This is a genomic window from Cloacibacillus sp., assembly GCF_020860125.1.
In the GTDB taxonomy this organism is placed as follows: Bacteria; Synergistota; Synergistia; order Synergistales; family Synergistaceae; genus Cloacibacillus.
Window position 1 is genome coordinate 25,724 of record NZ_JAJBUX010000076.1, and the last position, 21,345, is coordinate 47,068.

Here is a 21,345-nt window from a genome sequence, read left to right on the forward strand (position 1 = left end):
GCGCTTATTTCAATTTGTCCGCAGCAGCATTCGCTTCGAAATGATCCAAGCGTTCAAACATGTCGCAGCCCAGATCCCAGCGCTCCTGCCCGACTGCTTCGCCGCGACTTAATGCGTTCATCGCCTCTTTAATTTTTTCCGGAGTTGCCGGCAAAGTGTAGATCCTTGCGCCTGTCGCATCATATATCGCATTAAGCACCGCGACATGCCCGCATGATTGATATGATTCAGAACATCCGGTGGAATTTTGAGGTCCATATTCCCGCGGCGTTTCGTTGAAAACTACCTCCGCGTCGTCAGGGATATCGTTTATTGCCGGAATACCGGCTCCCGCCATCGTTCCGTGCCGTTTCATATCTTCATAATTTTCCGTAAGGGCGAAACCGACGCAATGCGACATCCCGCCGAGGGCCTGTCCAGTTACCGCCAGCCTGTTCCCCACGATACCTATGTCAGAGACAATCCGGTAGCGCAGGACCTTCGCTTTGCCGGTTTTCACATCCACCTCCACTTCGGCCAGATTTAGAATAAAATTCTGTCCGACACTGTCAAAACCATGTCCGGTATTTTTATCGATACGTTCGACATCAGAGGGCGATTCATATTTTCCAAAATATTTTGTCGGAATTCCTTCGCTTATCATTTCGGAATAACTGCGAAAAGAGCCGTCCGGCTTACGCATCGCGTCAAGCAGTTTGTCGGCGGCGATTTTGGTAGCCCAGCCGGCCATATGATGGGAACGGCTTGAAGAGGCTGACCCCGTGTTCGGGCATGTTCCCGTATCGTTCTGCACAAGATGTATCTGTTCCGGACGCAGGTTGAGTTCCCGAAGACAGCGATAGGTATGGGCAAGCGTGCCGATATCTGCCCCCTGCCCCATCTCTTCCCACGTGTTGTAGTGCGTCACGCTTCCATCCTCGTTCAGCTCCAAGGCGACCTCCGCGCTGTCATGCGATTTACCAACGTGATAGCCGCCGAAACTTACTCCGACTCCGTATTTTTTATCGGCCGTGTTTTTGCGTTTTGCCTCTTCTTTCCACTGTTTATAATATGGGCGCATCAGATCCATCATTTCCCTCATAGGGTAATTCCTATATGACATGGAATTAGGGGAAAGGTCTCCTTCACGCGCCGCGTTAATGTACCTGAATTCAAACGGATCTATTCCAGCTTCAGCTGCCAGCATGTCCATGAGGCTTTCGCTCGCCATATACGCCTGAGGAGAGCCAAAAGCACGAAAGGCGATGCCGAAATTGCCGTTGCTGAAACACATCTGGGAAAGCCCTCTGATATTCGGGACATTATATGGATACCCCAGGAAACGAATAGTTTTCGTAGTAAGCGTGGTAGAGGCGTCGCTGTACGCCCCATGATCGATACCCATATGGAATTCCAGCGCTGTAATCCTGCCATCTTTATCACAGGCAAGACGCGCGTTAGTATATGACGCGGAACGTTTGCCGGTGTAATGCTGATGTTCCGGATATGACAATGTGAGCGATACAGGCTTGTCAGTCGCCATCGCACAGACGGCGGCCAGAGCGGGCATTTGGGCCGACATCGAATAACCGAAGCTGCCGCCTACGGTATTCTGTACCAGCCGAATTTTTCCCTTTGGGAGGCCGATAGAATCCGCCAGAGCCGCTATATTGCCATATAGATTCTGGCTTTTGCAGTGGATCATCATCACGCCGTCCTCGCCCCAGTATGCCTGGGCAGTGTCTGGTTCGATCGGCAGATGCGGCTGACGGGTGGTTGAGAAGCTGCCTTCAACAGAATATTCGGACACTCTGAATATTTCTCTTGTATCGTCACCCTTAAACAGCGGCTGTTCTATATAAACATTAGGCGACTGCTCGTGTACCCTGATGGCGTCTTTTGCCGCCGCCTCCATAAAGGTCAGATAGGCGGGCAGTTCTTCGTATATAACCTTTACCTTTTCCGCCGCCATGCGCGCCTGTTTCCTTGTATGCGCGGCGACTACGGCGACCACGTCGCCGTAACGGAATATTTTTTTATCGCATATGATGGGATGATCCAGCCCGTCGCTGTAGTAATGCGAACTTCCGAGAGGGGGTATGATGCGCAGAATATTTGAGCCTTTAACATCGGCCGCGGTTATTACCTTTACGACTCCGGGCATATTTTCAGCTTCGTTATATTCTATGCCGAGGATATTCGCGTGATGTACTTTCGCCTGCACGACGGCTAAATGCAGCGCTTCGTCAGACATCTGGGCGGCAAAATCTTCGCCGTAATCACATACGCCAAGGACCTTAGCCAGAGATCCCGGACGGGGGTGGCTGGTGCCGTAGATATCGGCCCCCTCTTCGTGATGATAGGTGATATCCTCCATCGAAGCTTCCCCTCGCATCACGGCCGTGGCTGCCATCACCGAATCGATGATTGGTTTATAACCCGTGCAGCGGCAGATATTACGGTGTTTATTGAACCAGTCGCGCACCTCCTGGCGTGTCGGATTTGGATTGTCCTGCAGCAGGGCCTTAGCCGACATTAAAAAACCGGGCGTGCAGAATCCGCATTGCACCGCGCCATATGTGATAAAAGCCTGCTGGAGCGGATGCAAAGCCTTCGCGGTACCCATCCCCTCCAGAGTTTCAATGGCCGCATGTTCTTTTATATCCTTAGCTTTTTTTATACAGGAACGGACGACATCTCTGTTGACCAGCACCGAACACGATCCGCACTGTCCAGCATTACAGCCTATTTTTACGCTCCTAAGCCCCAGCCGGCGCAAAAGGTCGGCCAGCGTATCGCCTTCCTCAAATGTGACAAATTTAAGAGTTCCGTTGATCATAAAATTTCTTTTTATCATGGTAACAAACATCTCCTTCCGTACTGATGAAAAAGACCTGAAACAACCAAATTTTTCATTTGGGGCAGGATACATTTAAGTGTGATTGTTTTTTATTGTGTAAATTCATCAAGCGTGTCCATTAACATTATTTAGAGTGGAATTCATTCCTCTCTGACATATACGAAGCCGTCCATCAGCCTTCTTGCCGTCCGGCCGATCATGGCGCAGCTGACATCGATACCGTCAGGGAAATGATCAAGCTCCGCCTCGACCTCCATAATCCCAAACGGGTGCCCGATCCGCAGTTTTTTACATCCGTCGCCGCCGCCAGCCACAATCTTATTAACAAGAGTATTCTCAATGTTGGCGGCCACCATCGTGCATACCGCGCCCGTTCCCATATAGGCCTGTATCATACGCCCCATAGAGAAGAGCCTTCCGATAATATCGATATCCTCTTTTTTTATCTCTTTTCCGTCAGGAGTAACGTAATCGACAGGTTCGGTATATATGCCGATCTTAGGCAGCGTTTGGCTATTTTTTGCCGCGTCATCGATATCTTTCGCGAGCCCTATAGTAACCGCGGCCGTTCCGCGTATTATCTCAAGCAGGCGGGTTATGTCTTTGCAGTCGGCTCTGGCCTCAAATTCATAAGGCGATTCCGTCCCCTTCAGGCCAAACTGAGAGGCATGAACAAAAACAACCGGATTTGCCGCATCAACGAAGGAATATTCGTATGTTTTGCCGTCAATTTCAATGGTATCCAGCGGTCTGCCGCTCGGCAGTACCACGCCAGACACCGCACCCTGGGGGTGGTTGAACTCCAGCTGTATCTTTGCTCCGGTGCCGGGAACCCCGTCGATAGAGAAGTCCCCCTCCGTAAGCGCCCGTCCGTTTTTTACCGGTACGCGCGCGTTTATGATCTTTTTTGTGTTCACGTTGTATATCCTAACCCTGGTAATCGGCTCAACGGCTTCAACAAGTCCTTCATCAACAGCAAAGGGACCCACCGCGGAAGAAATATTGCCGCAGTTCATCGTCTTCCCGACTACGGGATGATCGACGCTCACCTGGCCAAAAAAGTAATCGACGTCAGCATCGTCTCTTTCGCTCTTTTTGATTATGGCAACCTTGCTGGTGGATGTGGTCGCACCGCCAAGGCCGTCAATCTGACGAATATCGGGGCTTCCGAAAGCGCTCAAAATCATCCTGTCCCTCAGCGCCTCATCCCGCGGCAGGTCTTTATCGTGAAAGAAAAGCGCGCGGCTGGTTCCGCCCCTCATAATTACGCACGGTATCCTCGTATTTGGTTTCATCATTTGCAGCAGTCCTCCAAAATCATCATATAATCTTTAAAAGTCATCTTCACCGGATTCCTGTAGTGATAGAATTTTTGATACTGTGTATAACTATCCTGGGCTATCTTTTCAAAGTCTTCCCTTGAAGGCTTGAAATCTGACATTTTTACAGTGATGCCGACGTCGCGGATAAGTTTCTCCAATCCATTGACAACGATTTCTCCGACATCGGCAAGAGGTACGCCGCGCACATCCAAATCCATAGCCTCCGCGATGCTGCGATATTTTTCCATCTGCGCCGGAAAATTGAATCTGGCCACGGATGGCATTACAAGAGCGATAGACAGGCCGTGATTGATATGTAACTGGGGTCCCACATGTCTTCCAATGCAGTGCATATTGCCGCATCCGGTGTTATTGAAGGCAAGTCCTCCCATAGCGCTGCCCACTATAAGGTCAAGCGCAGCCTGCCGGTTGCCGCTGTTGCCGTAAACGGCCCGCAAGTTGCGGCTTATAAGCATGATCCCCGAAAGAGAAAGCGCCTCGGTAATGGGATTCGCATTCAGCGCTATGTAAGATTCAAAGCTATGACTGAGCGCATCGATACCGCAGCAGGCGATCTGGCCGCGCGGGCAGCTGTCGATGCTGTTTCCGTCAAGGAAAGTGACCTTTGCCGCCCCCAGCACGCGGTGTCCGACGGTAAATTTAACGTTCTTTTCCTCGTCGTGCACCACCGCCATATTTGTTACTTCAGCGGAGGTTCCCGCCGTCGTTGGAATGGTAAAAAGCGTCATCGGCGGTATCGAGTATTTCTCATACCCGGCCCAATCCGGCCCCTTGCCTCCGTTTGTGGCGAGGACGCTGGCCAGCTTGCATATGTCCATGACGCTGCCGCCGCCAACCGCGATCATTAAATTACAGGCGTTTTTCAGCAGTATCTCGCAGACCGTGTCGACGTTGCGCAGCGGAGCCTCTTCTTCCGCCTCATTCCATATAAGATAGGGACATTCGCTCTTTTTAACATAGTCGATACAGTTTGCATAAAACTTTGTTTTGCTGACGTTTGGGTCGGAAACGATCAGAATTTTTTCGCCGCCGCAGGCTTTTATCTCCTCGGGAAGCTGTTCTATACAGTTCGTTCCCACGACCATTCTCGTATGATTCTCATAGTAGGTGTTTTTTTGGTGATAAAACATGGAATATCTCCTTTACTCGCAAACCTGTATTCCACATCACATGAGCACGCTTGGGAGCCATGTGACCATAGGCGCCGTGGCGCAGACGATCAGCAATCCTACGAGCATGACATAGAAAAAAGGCATTATGTTTTTGATAACATCCGGAATCTCAACCTCGAATATACGCCCGGCTATATACAATGACGCCGCCATCGGGGGAGTGATCATCCCGATCGCTAGATTGGCTACCGTCATGGCGCCAAAGAATACTGGGTCTATGCCAAACTTCAACGCTATCGGGTGAAGGATCGGGGCAAGCATAACGATGGCGGATGATCCGTTTTCGATCATACCCGCAAAGATATAGATAACATTTACCACAAGCAGGAACTGCCAGGGAGCGCTGAGGTTCTGCACCGCCATCGCGGCAAGGCGTTCGGGAATCTGTTCTCTGGTAAGGACAAAGCTGAGACAGGATACATTGCCGATTATAATTATTATCGTCGCCGCCGCGACGCCGCTGGCCAGCAATATCCGGGGCAGGTCCTTAACTTTAATGCTCTTGCTCCAGAACATCCCCACCAGCAGTGCGTAAAATACGGCGGCCCCGCCGGCTTCCGTGGGGGTAAATACCCCGGAATATATGCCTCCCAGTATAATTACCGGGGTAACCAAAGCGGGAATCGAAACAACAAAATTTTTGGCGAGAGTGTCAAGAGAGAAAGGGATAACCGTTCCATAATTATATTTCTTACATATATAGAATTCATATACCATCAGGCAAAGGCCAAATATAACACCCGGCCATACGCCGGCTAAAAGAAGCTCTCCGACAGAGGTATTAGTTGTGACTCCATATACGACCATTGTGATGCTCGGCGGTATCAGCGAACCGAGAGGCCCCGCCGCGGCGACCGAACAGGCGCTGAAGACCGGAGGATAACCGTCATCTTTCATCCCCTTAGCCATTACTGAAGAGATGGCGGAGGTCGTCGCCGGACCTGAACCGGAGACGGCGCCGAAAAACATACAGGCCAGCGTCGCGATAATCGCCATAGATCCCCGCATCGAGCCGGCCAGCGACTTCGCGAGATTTACCAGCGCCTGAGAAATCTTCCCCTCATACATGAGGTCACCGGCTAATATGAAGAGCGGTATCGCTATCAACTCGAAAGAATTTATTCCGTTAAATGTTCTCTGCGCAAGAACTATCAGGTAACGCAGATTGTCCGTATAGAAAAAATAGGAGACGGCCGTAAGTCCCAATGAAAACGCTATCGGCAGACCTACAAGCAAAAACACGACCAGACACAGAACTAGAAATGCACCTATACTCATTTATAATCACCTCAATACTTCTTAGAAAGATTTTTTATTGTCACGGACGTGTTTTTTAGCTCAAAGAGAAACATAGACAAAAAACCAACTGGAAGGATTATATAGACATATAAAATGGGCATTCTCACCGTGAGACATGAGGTGCCGATACTGTTCAGGCAAAAGAACACCGTCTGCTTAAAGATGACGGCGAAAAAAAACAGCGCCAAAACCTGAGCGAACAGCTTTACGGAGTTTTTCAGCAGAGGCTTGCGCTCAAGAAGATAGGGCATTATGTCGACCGCCAGATGCTGTCTGTCATGCGTCGCCTTAGCACTTGCCACCATCGTAAGCCAGACAAAATTATACCGGCAGAACTCTTCGCTCCACGGTGCCGGAAGATGGAGCGCAAATCTATTGATAATTTGAAAACCAATCAGCAGGCACATACTGCCCATTAAGACCCACGTCAGAAAATTTATTACCTTATACCACTTTTCAAGGATACACCAAGCCATACACGTCAGCTCCTCTTGTGTTATTGTGTTGACGTTTAACCAAACTACACGGCTGTAAGATCAGAGTCCGATCAGATTTGACTGTAATATGATAAGGTGGTGTCTGCATACAACATCATGCAGACACCGTAATATTGATGTTATCACTGTTTTTGTATTCTATTGAAAATCTCCATAACAACGGAAAACTGCGGGTCCTTATATACCGGGGCGCAGACCTCTTTCCATTTTTCGAGCTCAGTCTTATTGAGTTCTATCACCTTACCGCCGCCTTTGACAAAGCCATCATACGATGTTTGGGTATCTTTCACGTGATAGGCTCTCTCCGCCTTTGTCGCGCCCAGCGCCGCGCGTTCGATTATATTCTGCTGTTCCGGGGTAAGCGACTTCCACAGCTGCATGCTCATTATGAAAGGCTGTGTGTTGAAGTTCATGTTGATTTTCGTAAAATACTTGCCCACCTCAAACATTTTGGATGCGTAAATATTATTTATCGTCTGAGTTTGAGCGTCTACCGTCCCTAACTGCAGCGCGGAATAAACCTCGCCGAACGACATAGGCGTCGTAACTGTGCCAAGCGCTTTGCTCAAAGCCGCGTAGCTGGGCCCTTCCTGGATTCTAAGCTTTTTCCCTTTTATATCCGCTGGCGTGCGTATCGGCATTCTTGAATGAACCTCGGCAAGGCCGTTTCTCCAAAACGCCAATACCTTTATACCCTTTGATTCGACAGATGCTTTTAGCTCGTCGCCGATCGGCCCGTCAAGGACCTTGTCTGAATGATCCCAATCTCTGAAACAATACGGCATCGTCAAGACGCCGAACTTCGGCGAATAGGCCTCGAGAATGATCGAAAATACGGACGCGAAGTCCATTGTGCCCATAGAGCAGCTCTCCGCCAGCGCGGATGCTTTTCCCATCGTTCCGTTGGAAAAGATCGTAACTTCCATCTCTCCTTTGGAATATTCTTTGACTAATTTGGCAAATTCCACCGCGCCGATGTGATAAGGATGTATTTCCGGCTGTTCGTGCGCCAGCTGAAGCTTCATCACAGCCTCTGCCTGGTTCACTGTGACTCCCCAAAATGCTATGCACAAAGCGCAGCAAAACATAAAAACACTTTTTTTCATTTTTACCCTCCTAAACATCTACGTGCTCTCATTAAAAATACTGACGACGCTCCCCCATATTGCAAGATAAAAATAATATTCTAAAGTTACTTCTCTTCTAATCACCACCTTTTATCACTATCCGGAATAAATTTCGTATTTCGATAATAAAAATACTAACATCAACGCACAATGTTGTCAACGCGGCGCAAAGCGTTTTGATAATTCATTTTTTAATTTTTTTATATACAAAGGATAATTTTAGAAGGTTTTATTTATTTTATTGTAATATATAAAAGGCTATCCTGTAATATTACAAAGTAATAATCAGAATAGCCTAAAGAAGTCCCGTCATTGATCTCAACAGTAAAGCAGCTAATGAAATGTTAGAACACCTAGAATATTTTTTATCATGAAAAAGAAAACAGCGGAATTATGCCATCGCTTTCATCCCATACCGGCGCGTCCTAAAACTTAGCTCCGCCCCCAAAACTCCGGCTTTCTCTTTTCAAAGAAGGCCTTTACTCCCTCTTTGCAGTCTTCACCGATTATCAGAGCGGCCTGGATATCCTCCTCGGCGCGAAGGATATCTTCCAGCTCTTTACCGCCGTTCAGCAGTTTTTTGGTCTGCGCGAGCGCCAGCGACGGCTGTTTCGCGAGGCGCGCGGCGAGGGCGGCGGTCTCTTCGCGCAGCTCTCCCTCTTCGGCAAGCGCCGTCACCAGCCCCAGCGCCTGCGCCTCCTCCGCGGAGAGCGTCTCCGGCAGCATCATCAGCCTTTTCGCGGTCTGAGGGCCCACAAGGCGCGGCAGCAGCAGATTGCCGCCGCAGTCGGATATGAGTCCGATGGAGGAGAAGGCCTGGGTAAACTTCGCCCGCTTCGAGGCGCAGACAAAGTCGCAGGCGAGCGCGATATTAAAACCGGCGCCGGCCGCCGCGCCGCCGACCATCGCGATAAAGGGCTTCCGGGAGCGCATGACCGCCGCCGTTATCTCCCCGGCGGCACGTACATATTCGCGCGCCGCCTCATAATCTGACAGCTCTAATATCGTGCGCAGGTCGCCGCCGGCGCAGAAGGCCTTTCCCTCGCCACAGAGCACGACGACGCGAATGTCGTTATCGTCCTCGCACTCCGCAAGCGCCGCCTTGAGCGCGGCGCACAGCCCTACGGTCAGGGAATTGAGCGACTCCGGCCTGTTCATCGTCACACAGGCGACAGGCCCCTCTTTCTTTATGATAACTGTATTCTCTTTCATTGTTTCGTACCTCCTGTTATTCAAAGGTTCCCTTAACTAGCGGCCTGCCGCCGGACATCATCTTTCTGCCGCGCGCGAAGAGCGTATCAAGGACGAGGCCGTCGGCCTCCAGCAGGATCAGGTCCGCGTCATACCCCTCTTTTATATGCCCCTTGCCCGGCAGCTTACAATGGTCGGCGGCAGTCGTCGAGACGACGCGCACCATGGTCTCAAATGGGAGGTCATAGTTCTTCACCGTACTGCGCAGGGTCTCGAAGATAGAGGTAACGCGCCCGATAGTGAGTCCCGTGAGGTTTCCCGCCTCGTCGAAGGCCGGCATAGAGCCCTGCCCGTCGGAGGAAAATGAGATGCGCTCCGCGGGGACGCCCGCCGCAAGCAGCTCGGAGAGCGCGCGGCCGCATTCCACCTCGCCCTCTTCAAGGAACTGCGGCGTCGTGCTCGTCGTGAGGTCTACATAGCCGCCCATCGCTCCGTAGCGGCAGGCCTCTTTGAACAGTTCGGGATTACGGTTCATATGCGTGGGGATGAACTGCGACGGCGGTATCTCCGTCTTGGCGGCGCGGAAGAGGTAATCCAGCCCCGAGGGCGCGTCCCCGAGATGCACGTTTACGACTCCCGATTTGCCGGAGAGCATCCCGCCGACACGCGCCGCCGCCGCAAGCCTCATAAATTCCTCAAATGTCGGCTGCGATGAGCGGTGGTCGGAGAGGGCCACCTCGCCGACGCCGATGACCGATTCAAGCAGCGCGATATCGTCGCGGACGCCGCCGCAGAGGCTCTTGACCGGCAGCTGGTAGGAGCCGGTCATCGCCCAGGCGCTCATGCCCTCGGCGCGTATCGCGTTCGTCTTTGCGATGAGGGCTCCCGTGCTGCGCGTCACGTCGTCGGTGCCAAGCAGACCGACGACCGTCGTCACGCCGCCCTTTATCATATCGGAGAGGACGAGTTCGGGCGTGCGCGTGGCAAAACCGCCCTCGCCTCCGCCGCCGGTGACGTGCACATGTCCGTCGACGATTCCGGGGATGAGGATTTTCCCCGCGGCGTCGATTATTTCCAAATCTGGCAAGGTCGCCTCGGCGGGGAAATTTTTACCGAGCCAGGCGATCTTATCGTGGGATATCAGCAGGGAAGAGATGCCGAGTGGTTCAGGAGCATAAATATCTGCGTTTTTTATAAGTATAAACATATTTCATGCCTCTTTTGCTTTTTTGTTTTTATTATATAATATAAAATATCATTTTATATGAGATATTTAAAAATACATATCACAATGGAGGAATTGTAATCATGGCGCAAAACAGGACACGGTGGATACCGGATACCTACATTATCATCTTTTTTGTCGTTCTCTTCGCCGCGCTTTTGACATGGACCGTACCGGTGGGAAAGTTTGAGACTCACGAGATAACTTACACTATGGGCAGCTCCGAGAAGAGCCGCAGCGTGCTCGTGCCGGAGTCGTTCCAGTATGAGCTCGGCAAAGACGGCAAGCCTGTAATGAACGGCGTAAAGCTCTTCGAGCCCTACGGAGAGACCGGCGTCCTCAACTATGCATTTGAGGGGCTCGTCTCGGGAGACAAATGGGGCTCGGCCGTCGGCGTCGTCGCCTTCATCCTCATCGTCGGCGGTGCCTTCGGCATCGTCCTCCGAACCGGCGCGATTGAATCGGGTATGAAGCGCATGATAAAGAAGACAAAGGGCATGGATACGCTGATAATCCCCGTGCTTTTCTTTCTTTTCTCTCTCGGCGGAGCCGTCTTCGGCATGGGCGAGGAGGCTATCCCCTTTGTTTTTATCGTCGTCCCCGTTGTGATCGCGCTCGGCTACGACTCGATAGTGGCAGTGATGATCACCTACTGCGCGACACAGATCGGCTTCGGCGCTTCGTGGATGAACCCCTTCAGCGTCGCGATCGCGCAGGGCATCGCGCAGATACCGGTGCTCTCCGGCTCCGGCTTCCGCATCTTCATGTGGTTCTTCTTCACCCTGCTCGGCATGCTCTATACCTGGCGCTACGCAGTAAAGATACGCAAAGATCCCTCTCTTTCGCCGGTCCGTGAATCCGACAACTATTTCCGCGAAGAGCTGGAAGCGGCGGGCGAGACGGACGAGAGGTTCGGCCTCGGCGACATTCTCGTGATCCTCACGATCGCGCTCGGCATGGTCTGGACCATCTGGGGCGTCGTCGAAAAAGGATACTTTATACCGGAGATAGCTTCGCAGTTTTTCGTCATGGGCCTCGTCTCCGGCATCATCGGCGTCATATTCAAACTCAACGGTATGAGGGTCAACGATATCGCCGTCTCCTTCAGAGCGGGAGCATCCGACCTTCTCGGCGCGGCAATCGTCGTCGGCATGGCAAAGGGCATCATCCTCGTGCTCGGCGGAGATTCGCCGACGGTGCCGACGGTGCTTAACACCGTGCTCCACAATGTCGGGCTGATGATCTCCGGACTCTCGCCGGTGATCTCTGCCTGGCTGATGTATCTCTTCCAGTCGGTATTCAACTTCTTCGTCGTCTCCGGTTCCGGACAGGCAGCGCTGACGATGCCTCTGATGGCGCCGCTCGCGGATATCGCCGGCGTAACGCGTCAGGTCGCGGTGCTCGCCTTCCAGCTCGGCGACGGCTTCACGAACCTCATCGTCCCGACCTCGGCGGTCATGATGGCCTCGATCGGCGCCGCCCGCATCGACTGGGCCACCTGGGCGAAATGGCAGATAAAGTTCCAGGGCATTCTCTTCCTCTGCGGTTCTCTCTTTGTCATCGCAGCCGTCGTCGTCGGATTTAATTAAAAATAAAACGCAGCTCTGCTTCGGGGAGCCTTTTCGCGCGAAAGGCTCCTTTTTAATGATTTTTGTTCTTAATAAAACAAGGTATTAAAGGCGAACCTGCGTCAAAATTATAATGCTATGCCGTATTTGGCAATAAAACATACCTAAAAATGGATAACTTTCTTTCTTGACCGTTATCAGCCGCAGTGCTATATTTTCACAAGATAGAGTATCTTTTATTAACTCTTTAGAGAGGTGATTTTTTATGTTGACGTTTTTTATTGCACTTTTAACGTTGGTTGTAGGGTTTTTGACATATTCGGTCGTCGTGGAAAGGCTTCTGCCTCCTGACGACAGAGAGACGCCCGCAATCGCCCATCCGGACGGCGTCGACTATCTGCCGCTCCCCATATGGAAATCCTTCCTCATCCAGCTGCTGAACATCGCGGGATTAGGACCTATCTTCGGCGCCCTCTCCGGCGCTCTCTGGGGACCGGTCGTCTACTTCTGGATCGTCTTCGGTACGATTTTCGCCGGCGGCGTGCATGACTATTTCTCCGGTATGCTCTCGGAGCGCCATAACGGCGCGAGCATCTCCGAAATAGTCGGAATCTACCTCGGCCCGCAGATGAAGACGGTCATGCGTATCTTCGCGGTGGTGCTGCTGGTACTCGTTGGAACGACATTCTCGACGGGACCGGCCGGACTTCTGGCGCTTCTTACGCCAAAATCGCTCAACGTCACCTTCTGGCTGGCAATCATTCTTGTCTATTATTTCCTCGCCACGCTCCTGCCGATAGACAAGATAATAGGGCGCTTCTACCCCTTCTTCGGCGCGGCGCTGATCGTCATGTGCGTGGGAGTCGGCGGCGGCCTTGTGGTACGGGGATATGAGCTGCCGGAGATGTGGAACAGCTTCGCGAACCTCCATCCGCGCGCGCTTCCAATATGGCCGCTGATGTTTATCACCGTCGCCTGCGGAGCGATTTCTGGCTTCCACGCGACACAGTCGCCGATGATGGCGCGCTGCATAACGAGCGAATATCAGGGACGCAAGGTATTCTACGGAGCGATGGTCGCCGAAGGCGTCATCGCGCTGATATGGGCCGCAGCCGGCGTCAGCGTTTACAACGGCACACAGGGACTTTGGGACGCGACCACCAGCCTCGCCGGACAGTCGGCGCTCGTTTATGACATCTGCATCAGGGTGCTCGGCCCCGTGGGCGGCGTGCTCGCGATGATCGGCGTCATCGTCTGCCCGATAACATCCGGCGACACCGCATTCCGCTCCGCGCGACTCACGCTTGCCGACTGGTTCGGCATCGACCAGAAGCCTCGCACGAAGCGTCTGCTGCTCTCCGTCCCGCTCCTTCTCTGCGGCGCGCTGCTTTCAAATATGAACTTCCAGGTCATCTGGCGCTACTTCTCATGGTCAAACCAGACCCTCGCGATGATCGCCCTCTGGGCGGCAGCGGTGTTCCTCTGCAAGGTACACCACAACTTCTGGCCGCTCGCGATACCAGCGACCTTCATGTCGGCTGTATCAAGTACATATATCCTTGTGGCCCCCGAAGGTTTCGGCCCGATGATCTCAAAGATGGTCTCCGGCGAGACCCTCACGGGAGCGGCGGCGATCGACGCGGCCGCCAAGGTCGGCTATCCAGTCGGCATCGCTTTCGCCGCGCTCTGCTTCGCGATCTTCTGGTTCAAATGCATCCGCACCAACGCCGCTGAATAAGAACAGGGCATATACGACAGCGATATAAAAAACCTGACCCCGGCCCGTTACTAGGCCGGGGTTTATAACAGGCAAATTTGCTTACCTTTTCAATAATTCAGCTGTTTTTTTAGTTAAACCATGGTTTTTACGCTTTTGCCGCCGGCCTTAACTCTGTAAACTTAACGTTATAATAAGTTTATATATAAATATCGCTTATAGGAGTGGACAAAATGATCGACAAAAAAGCGGCAGCAGACCATAAAATAACCGAACTCATCGCCGAGCGCTGGAGCCCGCGCGCCTTCTCAGATAAAAAACTCGAACCGGAAAAGATACTCTCCCTCTTCGAAGCGGCGCGCTGGGCCCCCTCCGCCTTCAACGAACAGCCTTGGCGCTTCATCACAGCCTTCAAGAGCGACCCGCAGGAATTTGAGAAGATGCTCTCCTGCCTCGCAAAATCCAATCAGGTATGGGCAAAGAGGGCGCAGATGCTTATCATTCTCGTAGTAAAAAATAAATTCGACTACAACGGTAAGCCTAACCGCTGGGCCATGCATGACTGCGGGCTCGCGCTGGAAAACCTTCTGCTTGAGGCCGCCGCGCAGGGCCTGCAGGGACATCCGATGGCAGGATTCTCCACGGACGCCGTACGCGAAACTTACGGCGTGCCCGAAGACTACGAACCGCTGGCCGCCGTCGCCGTAGGTTACGTGGGAGAACCGGAGCTGCTTGAGGGCGAGCTCAGAGACCGCGAGCTTGACAAGCGCGAACGCCTGCCGCTGGACGGCTTCGTCTTCGAGGGTAAATGGCGGCAGCCAATCAAAAAATAGGGCCTTCGGCGAACAAGCATATTCTTAAGTGACGCAGTAGGCTGCGTCACTTTTTGTCTTTAAAGCCGCGCTTGGGTATAATATAAAAAAACAGGATTGATGGAAGGCGAGAATGTATGAAGATAGTGAAGGCCGTCCTCGTGGCGATGGCATTGGTGATCATCGCCGCCCCGCTCCCCTCGGAGGCGCTGATTTCGCATGCGGAGGCTAAGAGGATATGGAACAAGGTGGCGGAACCGACGGCGCTGACCGCGTTGCCGTTTTATATAAAAGACGAAAAGACGCCGAACGCCTGGGTGACAAACGGAGAATCCGTAACGGTAACCACCGGCCTGCTGGATATACTCGACACCGAGGCCGAGCTTTACGCCGTATTCGCCCATGAGGCGGGACACGTCAAACTCAACCATCTCCACAAAAGCGCCTCACGCAGCGCCGGACTCTCAATCGCGGCGGCGGTCCTCGGACAGCTGCTGGGCGGTAATATTGCCGGCACCGCCGTCAATGTCGGCGCTAACCTTGTAAATTCGGGCTGGAGCCGCGAACAGGAGATCGAGGCGGACGACTACTCCGTGGAGCTCGCCGTCAAAATGGGAGAGGACCCCGTCGGCATGTACAGCGCGATCAGTAAGCTCGCGAAAATAAACAATACTCAGCCAAGCGGCTTCAATTCACACCCGCCGGACGACCGCCGGCTCACCCACATAAAAAACAAAATCCTCGAACTAAAGCCCCACGCCAAGTTCCCGGAAAATTAGGACTTACGACTTACATAGAGGCCCCTGATAAAACCGCGAATTTATCAGGGGCCGTCGTCAATACAAAACAGCCGCAGCGTGCGAAAGATAACTCTCAGCACGCCGGGCAAAAACTTTATGTCAGCGTCATATAATCGGGAATCAGGCCTTTACGTAGGAGCAGACATACTGCACGGGCACGTAGCAGCGGAAACCGAACTTGCTGTTCGCCGGTATATTGAAGGTCTCGCCAGCCTTGAGCTCCTGCCACTCGGAGGAACCGGGAAGCAGCACCTGGCAGACGCCATCGGTGAGATCCATGATCTCCGCGTCGCCCGTTCCGAACTCATACTCGCCTGGGAGGAAGAGGCCGAGCGTTTTGCGGTCGCCGTTTTCCATATAAACAGTGTGGCTGACTACTTTTCCGTCAAAATATACATTCGCCTTAGCTATCGCTGTTACATTTTCCAACTTTTCGATCATTATAAAACCCTCCTGAAAGTTTTTGCCTGTGGACAAAATACGCCAGGCGGCTCCCAACCTTTACGCCTCCGCTCAAACAAACCGGCAGACGGTGAGAACGAACGGATGCTCCGCCCCTTAAAGACATATTTAATCAACGGCTTACCATAAATGATAGTGTTCTTTTTGGCATAAGTCCAGTAAAATAAATAATTATGACCGCTAACATCATATAAGACGAGGGAAGGCTTCGGAATGTCCTTTTACTATATATTTCAAAACGGTAAAATAATCCTCAAAGAAGACGGCGCCATACCGGAGGCGGCGGAGATCGACGGACTCAGGCAAAACTTTCTCAACTCCGGATACGTCGACAAAGAGGATAAAGAGGGAGATCATTGGGCGGAGCTTGAAGTAACAGCGGAACTGCCAAAGGGATTTACCGCCGGCGAACGGCGCGGCTGCTGGACGGCTGTCGGCGAGGAGCAATTCTTCCGTATCGGCAAAGCCTTTCACTACATGGACTGGCAGCGGCTCCACAAATACTGCGGTAAATGCGGCGCGGAGAACTCCTTCGACCCCGAAGAGGGGGCGATGAAGTGTCCCGCGTGCGGCGAACTCTTCTACCCAGTCATCTCGCCCGCAATCATCGTCTGTGTTGAAAAAGAGGGAAAGATCCTGCTTGGCCACGGCGTCAACTTTCCCGCAGGGCGCTACAGCGTGCTCGCGGGCTTCGTAGAACCGGGAGAGAGCCTTGAAGAATGCGTCGCGCGCGAAGTCTACGAGGAATCCAGAATCCGCGTCAAAAACATAAAATACTTCACCAGCCAGCCCTGGCCCTTTCCGCGTTCGCTGATGCTAGGCTTCATTGCCGAATGGGAGTCGGGCGACATCTGCCCCGATACCACCGAAGTCACAGACGTCCGCTGGTTCGCCCCCCACGAGATACCGGAATATTACCGCGGTATCAGTATCTCCGCAAAACTCATAGAGGATTTTATCAAGAGACATACAAAATACTGATGGCGCGGCCTCCCATCATTGGGAGAATAAGAGAGGAAGGTGTGTGATAAGATGTTTGGTTCAAAGGGACTCATCGAGATATACACCGGAGACGGCAAGGGCAAGACGACCGCCGCCCTGGGGCTGGCTGTGCGCGCCTGCGGCCACGGCGCGCGCGTCGCGATCGTACAGTTTATGAAGGGCTGGGCGCGGTATGGCGAGCTCACCGCCGTCAAACACCTGCCGGGAGTGACGCTGATCCACACCGGACGCGAAAAATGTATCTTCCGCGGAGACGAAACGAACGAAGACTTCACAGAGGCGGCGCGCGGACTCAAAGAGGCGGAAAAATTCATCACCTCATGCGAATATGATCTCGTGATATTGGATGAGATCAACGTGGCGATAGACTTCGGGCTTGTTGACGCCGACGACGTGGCGGAGCTGCTTCGCGGCAAACCGGAAAAGACCGAAATTGTGCTAACGGGGAGAAACGCGCCAAAATCGCTGCTTGACATGGCCGATCTTGTCAGCGAAATGAAAGAGATCAAACACCCCTACCGCCGGGGAATCACCGCGCGCAAAGGCATCGAATATTAAAAAACGCTGATTTTAAACTTGACAAAATTAGAGAAAAGCTTTAAACTAAAATTGTTTTAAATAACTGGATTGATTTTAGAAATAACACTAAAAGAAAAGGCATAAAAATTTCAAGGAGGAAATCAGATCATGTCAACAACACAGGAAAATTTCGCAACCGCATTCGCAGGAGAATCACAGGCCAACCGTAAGTACCTCATGTTCGCCGAACAGGCGGAGAAAGACGGATTCGCCGGCGTAGCCAAGCTCTTCCGCGCCACCGCGGCGGCAGAGACCATCCACGCCTTCGCCGAGTTCAGAGCCAAGGGCGGAGTCGGCACCACAGCGGATAACCTCCAGGCAGGTATCGACGGAGAGACCTACGAATTCTCAGAGATGTACCCCCCGATGATCGAACAGGCAAAGGCCGAAGGCAACACAGAGGCCGCCCGTATCTTCCACTATGCTAACGAGGCCGAGAAGGTACACGCTAAACTCTACAAAGAGGCGCTATCCGATATAAGCAACACCGACGCCGACTATTACCTCTGCCCCATCTGCGGATTCATCCACAAGGGCGAGACCAGCAGCCCCTGTCCCATCTGCGGCGCGAAACCCTCGATTTTCAAGAAGTTCTAGCAAAAGGAGACCGGTAAAATACAGATACAATCTGACGCCGGATAAATAAGCAAACAAGCGGGGCGGGAATTTCGATTCCCGCCCCGCTGTCTGTCAATCCTCCGAAATCCCGCCCGCCGTGCCCACGGTCTTGACCGCGTCAATATAAACAGCCGTTTCCGCGATCAAAAATTCACCTTGCGCGCCGGGCCGATTGGCAGTGCCGGACGTTCCCTATACTCACCGGCGGCGCTGTGCCCACGCTGAGGATACCACTTGGACGGCCTCTTAGGAGCACCGAAATTATCGGCTGAGCCGATGACGAGGCGTCCGAATTCGCGATTCAGGGAGTCGGTCACGGTGGCCGCCTGCATGAACCGCCCCTCCCGTGTCTCCGAGCACCCCTCCTCGTCAAACAGCTGCCTCTGGACCCCGCAGCTCACGTCGGTGAAGTCATAGAGAATCACTCCCGCTTTTTTATAGGCGCAGCCCTCCCGATATATACCGGCGAGCATCTCACGAGCCGCCGATAAAAAATCGCAGTCCAGCGAACGCGGAGATGAAAAAGAGCGCTCATCTTCGCGCGCATAAAAATTTTCCTCGCGGAAACGGCTCGTCGTTATAAATATTCCCATACGTGATGCGCGCTGTTTTGCCTCGCGCAGCTGCCGCGCTGCGCAAAGAGTGAAATATGAGACAGCCTCCAGCAGCTCGTCATAGGAAAAAACCGCGTCGCCAAAAGAGCGGGAGACCTGGATGGACTTTGGCGCGCGCCGTCCTCCCGAAAGAAGATGCACCGGATAGCCGCGCAGCTCCCAGGCCGTATAGAGGGCGTTCACCGAAAAAGACCTTTTAAGAAACAGGTCATCCGCCGCTGCGAAATCGGCGGCATTCAAAATACGGTGATAAAGATTAAGGCGTTTAGCCATACGCCTGCCGACACCCCAGATATCGCCGACCTCAAACTGCGCCATCCACTCGGGATCGGAATATAGCTCCCGTTTAAGCCAGAATACCCCGCCGTCAGTATGCTTGGCACAGTGAGAGGCCAGCTTTGCCAGCGTTTTGGTAGAAGAGATACCCACCGAGACAGGTATTGAACAATGCCTCAATATATCCGCCCGTAGCTCCCGGCAATAGGCCACGGGGTCCTTTACGGAAGATATCGCAAGATTTATAAACGCCTCGTCTATCGAATAGACCTCCGTCACATCGCTGAATCTCGCAAGACGCGACATCACCTCGGAGGAAATTTTATTATAAAGCGAAAGGCGGCCGCTGAGCACCACGACGCCGGCGCGCTCCAGCAATCCCCTGACCTTGAAATACGGCTCGCCCATCGGCACCCCCATAGCCTTCACCTCATTGGAACGAGCCACTATACAGCCGTCGTTGCCGCTCAGAACGACAACAGGGCGCGATACAAGCGACGGGTCTTCCCTCCGCTCACAGGAGACAAAAAAATTATTACAGTCACATAACCCGACTGAACGCGAAGCAGATACACACACGTAACATCAGCTCCTTATATAAAACTTAACAATATACTATATTTTGCAACGAATTAAATGTCAACCATATGTAAACTATAACATCAAAAACATCTCACTTCTTTTCACACAATATTGTAAAAAGGGCTTGTCAAAGCAGGTTTTATGGAATAGTATATACAGCATTCCATTATTACAAAAATGGATAGAAGTTTTTAAATAAATGTTTGGAAGGAACTTAAAATGACCGACAAAAAAATAAAATTACCTTTATTAACAATAGGTAAACATCAGCCCAAATATCCCATCATACAGGGCGGAATGGGTATAATGATCTCCGGTCCAAGACTGGCGAGTGCCGTGGCCGCCGCCGGCTGCGTCGGAACCATCGCTTCGGTGGGGATATCGGCCTCATCCTCCGACTTTGATCTGAGCACCGGCGCCAAAGTAATCGATGAAAATAACCATAAAATACTGGCACGCTACATAAAAGAGGCAAAAGAGGCTTCAAACGGCGGCGTCATCGTGGTAAACTGCATGTGCGCACTCAGCGACTACGAACAGCTTGTACGCACCTCATGCGAAGCAGGGGCGGACATCATCATCTCCGGCGCCGGACTGCCGCTCAAATTGCCGCTGCTGGCGGAGGGTTACCCCGACACGGCTCTCGTACCGATAGTTAGCAGCGTGAAGGCCGCGAACCTGATTCTCAACCGCTGGCTCAAGCATTACAACAGGCTCCCGGATGCTTTTGTCGTCGAGACTCCCAATACCGCAGGCGGACACCTCGGAGCGCGCGACGAGGAACAGGCGCTTAACGATAATCTCTCGCTAAAAGAGGTCGTCCCCGCGTTGGTAAAATATCTGAAGGAGCTCGGCCACAACATTCCGGTGATATCTGCCGGCGGCATCTGGGACGGGAATGACATGCGCGAAGCCTTCGAGATGGGCGCAAGCGGCGTCCAAATGGGCACACGCTTCGCCGCCACCGAAGAGGGCGACGCCTCCGACCGCTTCAAGCAGGCCTATATAGAGGCGGAAGAAAAAGACGTCGTCCTAATAAAAAGCCCCTGCGGCCTTCCGGGACGCGCAATAATGAGCCCCCTCGTCGAGCGATATTTCGCGGGCGCCCTCGAAAAGGTGAGCTGCCGCGCCAACTGCCTTTCGCACTGCATCTGCCGCCTCCAGCATGAGTCCTTCTGTATCGCGGACGCCCTCGTGTGTGCCTATCAGGGAGACTGGGAAAACGGCCTCTTCTTCTGCGGCAGCAACGTTTCACAGGTGAAATCGATCGTTAAGGTAAAAGATTTGATAAAGGAACTCCTCAGAGATTTTAAACTGCCTGAGCTTGAGGCGGCACATTAAAAACAGCGGTCCGGCACTAGCGCCGGACTTTTTCATCCCCGCTCAACACAAAGAAGCAGCCCAAAGAGAAAATTTCTCCTTGAGCTGCTTCTTTTAACTATACAGAAACGATCAGAACTCCTGGCACATCACATAACAGCTTCCCATAAAACAAAACAAGAGAGGGAAGTCTCACTTGACTTCCCTCTCCCGCTTAAATTAATTCCGGCAAGACCTACTCTGATACACAAACTAGCCGACTCGCACAAAAGGCAGAACCGGCCTTTTGGCTCCCTGGCCAT

18 protein-coding genes are annotated in these 21,345 nt (G+C 52.5%); 8 read left to right on the forward strand and 10 right to left on the reverse strand.

Annotated features, from left to right (window positions below):
• Positions 1 to 4: 4 nt before the first annotated feature.
• The 8 genes from LIO98_RS10040 to iadA all read right to left on the reverse strand — a co-directional run bounded on the left by LIO98_RS10040 (position 5) and on the right by iadA (position 10,675).
• Positions 5 to 2,836, reverse strand: coding sequence for a molybdopterin cofactor-binding domain-containing protein (locus LIO98_RS10040; protein ID WP_291956388.1), 2,832 nt, complete (start codon positions 2,834 to 2,836; stop codon positions 5 to 7).
• A gap of 143 nt (positions 2,837 to 2,979) precedes the next feature.
• Entirely contained in the window at positions 2,980 to 4,137 is a 1,158-nt protein-coding gene (locus tag LIO98_RS10045; protein ID WP_291956393.1) for a PrpF domain-containing protein, read from the reverse strand.
• Entirely contained in the window at positions 4,134 to 5,312 is a 1,179-nt protein-coding gene (locus LIO98_RS10050) for an iron-containing alcohol dehydrogenase (protein WP_291956396.1), read from the reverse strand. The genes LIO98_RS10045 and LIO98_RS10050 overlap by 4 nt, the downstream gene beginning before the upstream one ends.
• A gap of 36 nt (positions 5,313 to 5,348) precedes the next feature.
• A complete protein-coding gene (locus LIO98_RS10055; protein ID WP_291956398.1) occupies positions 5,349 to 6,632 on the reverse strand; it encodes a TRAP transporter large permease in 1,284 nt (427 codons plus the stop codon).
• Positions 6,633 to 6,643: 11 nt separating this feature from the next.
• A complete protein-coding gene (locus LIO98_RS10060) occupies positions 6,644 to 7,129 on the reverse strand; it encodes a TRAP transporter small permease subunit (RefSeq protein ID WP_291956402.1) in 486 nt (161 codons plus the stop codon).
• 143 nt (positions 7,130 to 7,272) lie between these two features.
• Complete coding sequence (locus tag LIO98_RS10065; RefSeq protein ID WP_291956405.1) at positions 7,273 to 8,256, reverse strand: TRAP transporter substrate-binding protein; 984 nt, start codon at positions 8,254 to 8,256, stop codon at positions 7,273 to 7,275.
• A gap of 453 nt (positions 8,257 to 8,709) precedes the next feature.
• The gene (locus LIO98_RS10070) at positions 8,710 to 9,489 is read right to left on the reverse strand and encodes an enoyl-CoA hydratase-related protein (RefSeq protein ID WP_291956409.1); all 780 of its coding nucleotides are present in this window, start codon (positions 9,487 to 9,489) and stop codon (positions 8,710 to 8,712) included.
• 16 nt (positions 9,490 to 9,505) lie between these two features.
• Positions 9,506 to 10,675, reverse strand: a complete 1,170-nt coding sequence (gene iadA, locus LIO98_RS10075) for a beta-aspartyl-peptidase (protein WP_291956412.1) — start codon at positions 10,673 to 10,675, stop codon at positions 9,506 to 9,508.
• 101 nt (positions 10,676 to 10,776) lie between these two features.
• On the opposite strand from iadA, the gene yfcC reads away from it, so the two are divergent.
• From yfcC to LIO98_RS10095, 4 genes are all read left to right on the forward strand, one after another.
• Positions 10,777 to 12,282: a putative basic amino acid antiporter YfcC gene (yfcC, locus tag LIO98_RS10080; protein WP_291956415.1), complete on the forward strand. Its 1,506-nt coding sequence runs from the start codon at positions 10,777 to 10,779 to the stop codon at positions 12,280 to 12,282.
• A gap of 244 nt (positions 12,283 to 12,526) precedes the next feature.
• Positions 12,527 to 13,999: a carbon starvation CstA family protein gene (locus tag LIO98_RS10085; protein WP_291956417.1), complete on the forward strand. Its 1,473-nt coding sequence runs from the start codon at positions 12,527 to 12,529 to the stop codon at positions 13,997 to 13,999.
• Positions 14,000 to 14,211: 212 nt separating this feature from the next.
• On the forward strand, positions 14,212 to 14,811 hold the full coding sequence (locus tag LIO98_RS10090) for a nitroreductase family protein (protein WP_291956420.1): 600 nt from the start codon (positions 14,212 to 14,214) through the stop codon (positions 14,809 to 14,811).
• Positions 14,812 to 14,927: 116 nt separating this feature from the next.
• Complete coding sequence (locus LIO98_RS10095; protein WP_291956423.1) at positions 14,928 to 15,569, forward strand: M48 family metallopeptidase; 642 nt, start codon at positions 14,928 to 14,930, stop codon at positions 15,567 to 15,569.
• Positions 15,570 to 15,710: 141 nt separating this feature from the next.
• Here the strand turns inward: LIO98_RS10095 and LIO98_RS10100 are convergent, their stop codons facing one another.
• Positions 15,711 to 16,031 (reverse strand): pyrimidine/purine nucleoside phosphorylase, encoded by a 321-nt coding sequence (locus LIO98_RS10100; RefSeq protein WP_206153399.1) that lies wholly within the window; start codon positions 16,029 to 16,031, stop codon positions 15,711 to 15,713.
• Positions 16,032 to 16,265: 234 nt separating this feature from the next.
• Between LIO98_RS10100 and nudC the strand changes: the two genes are divergently transcribed.
• The 3 genes from nudC (at position 16,266) to LIO98_RS10115 (ending at position 18,230) form a co-directional block, all read left to right on the forward strand.
• Positions 16,266 to 17,033, forward strand: coding sequence for an NAD(+) diphosphatase (gene nudC / locus LIO98_RS10105; RefSeq protein WP_291956428.1), 768 nt, complete (start codon positions 16,266 to 16,268; stop codon positions 17,031 to 17,033).
• Between the two features lie 51 nt (positions 17,034 to 17,084).
• A complete protein-coding gene (gene cobO, locus LIO98_RS10110) occupies positions 17,085 to 17,612 on the forward strand; it encodes a cob(I)yrinic acid a,c-diamide adenosyltransferase (RefSeq protein ID WP_291956431.1) in 528 nt (175 codons plus the stop codon).
• Positions 17,613 to 17,741: 129 nt separating this feature from the next.
• A complete protein-coding gene (locus tag LIO98_RS10115; protein ID WP_291956435.1) occupies positions 17,742 to 18,230 on the forward strand; it encodes a rubrerythrin family protein in 489 nt (162 codons plus the stop codon).
• 164 nt (positions 18,231 to 18,394) lie between these two features.
• On the opposite strand, the gene LIO98_RS10120 is transcribed toward LIO98_RS10115, so the two are convergent.
• Positions 18,395 to 19,720 (reverse strand): Y-family DNA polymerase, encoded by a 1,326-nt coding sequence (locus LIO98_RS10120; protein ID WP_291956439.1) that lies wholly within the window; start codon positions 19,718 to 19,720, stop codon positions 18,395 to 18,397.
• A gap of 222 nt (positions 19,721 to 19,942) precedes the next feature.
• On the opposite strand from LIO98_RS10120, the gene LIO98_RS10125 reads away from it, so the two are divergent.
• Positions 19,943 to 21,064 (forward strand): nitronate monooxygenase family protein, encoded by a 1,122-nt coding sequence (locus tag LIO98_RS10125; protein ID WP_291956442.1) that lies wholly within the window; start codon positions 19,943 to 19,945, stop codon positions 21,062 to 21,064.
• Positions 21,065 to 21,345 lie beyond the last annotated feature (281 nt).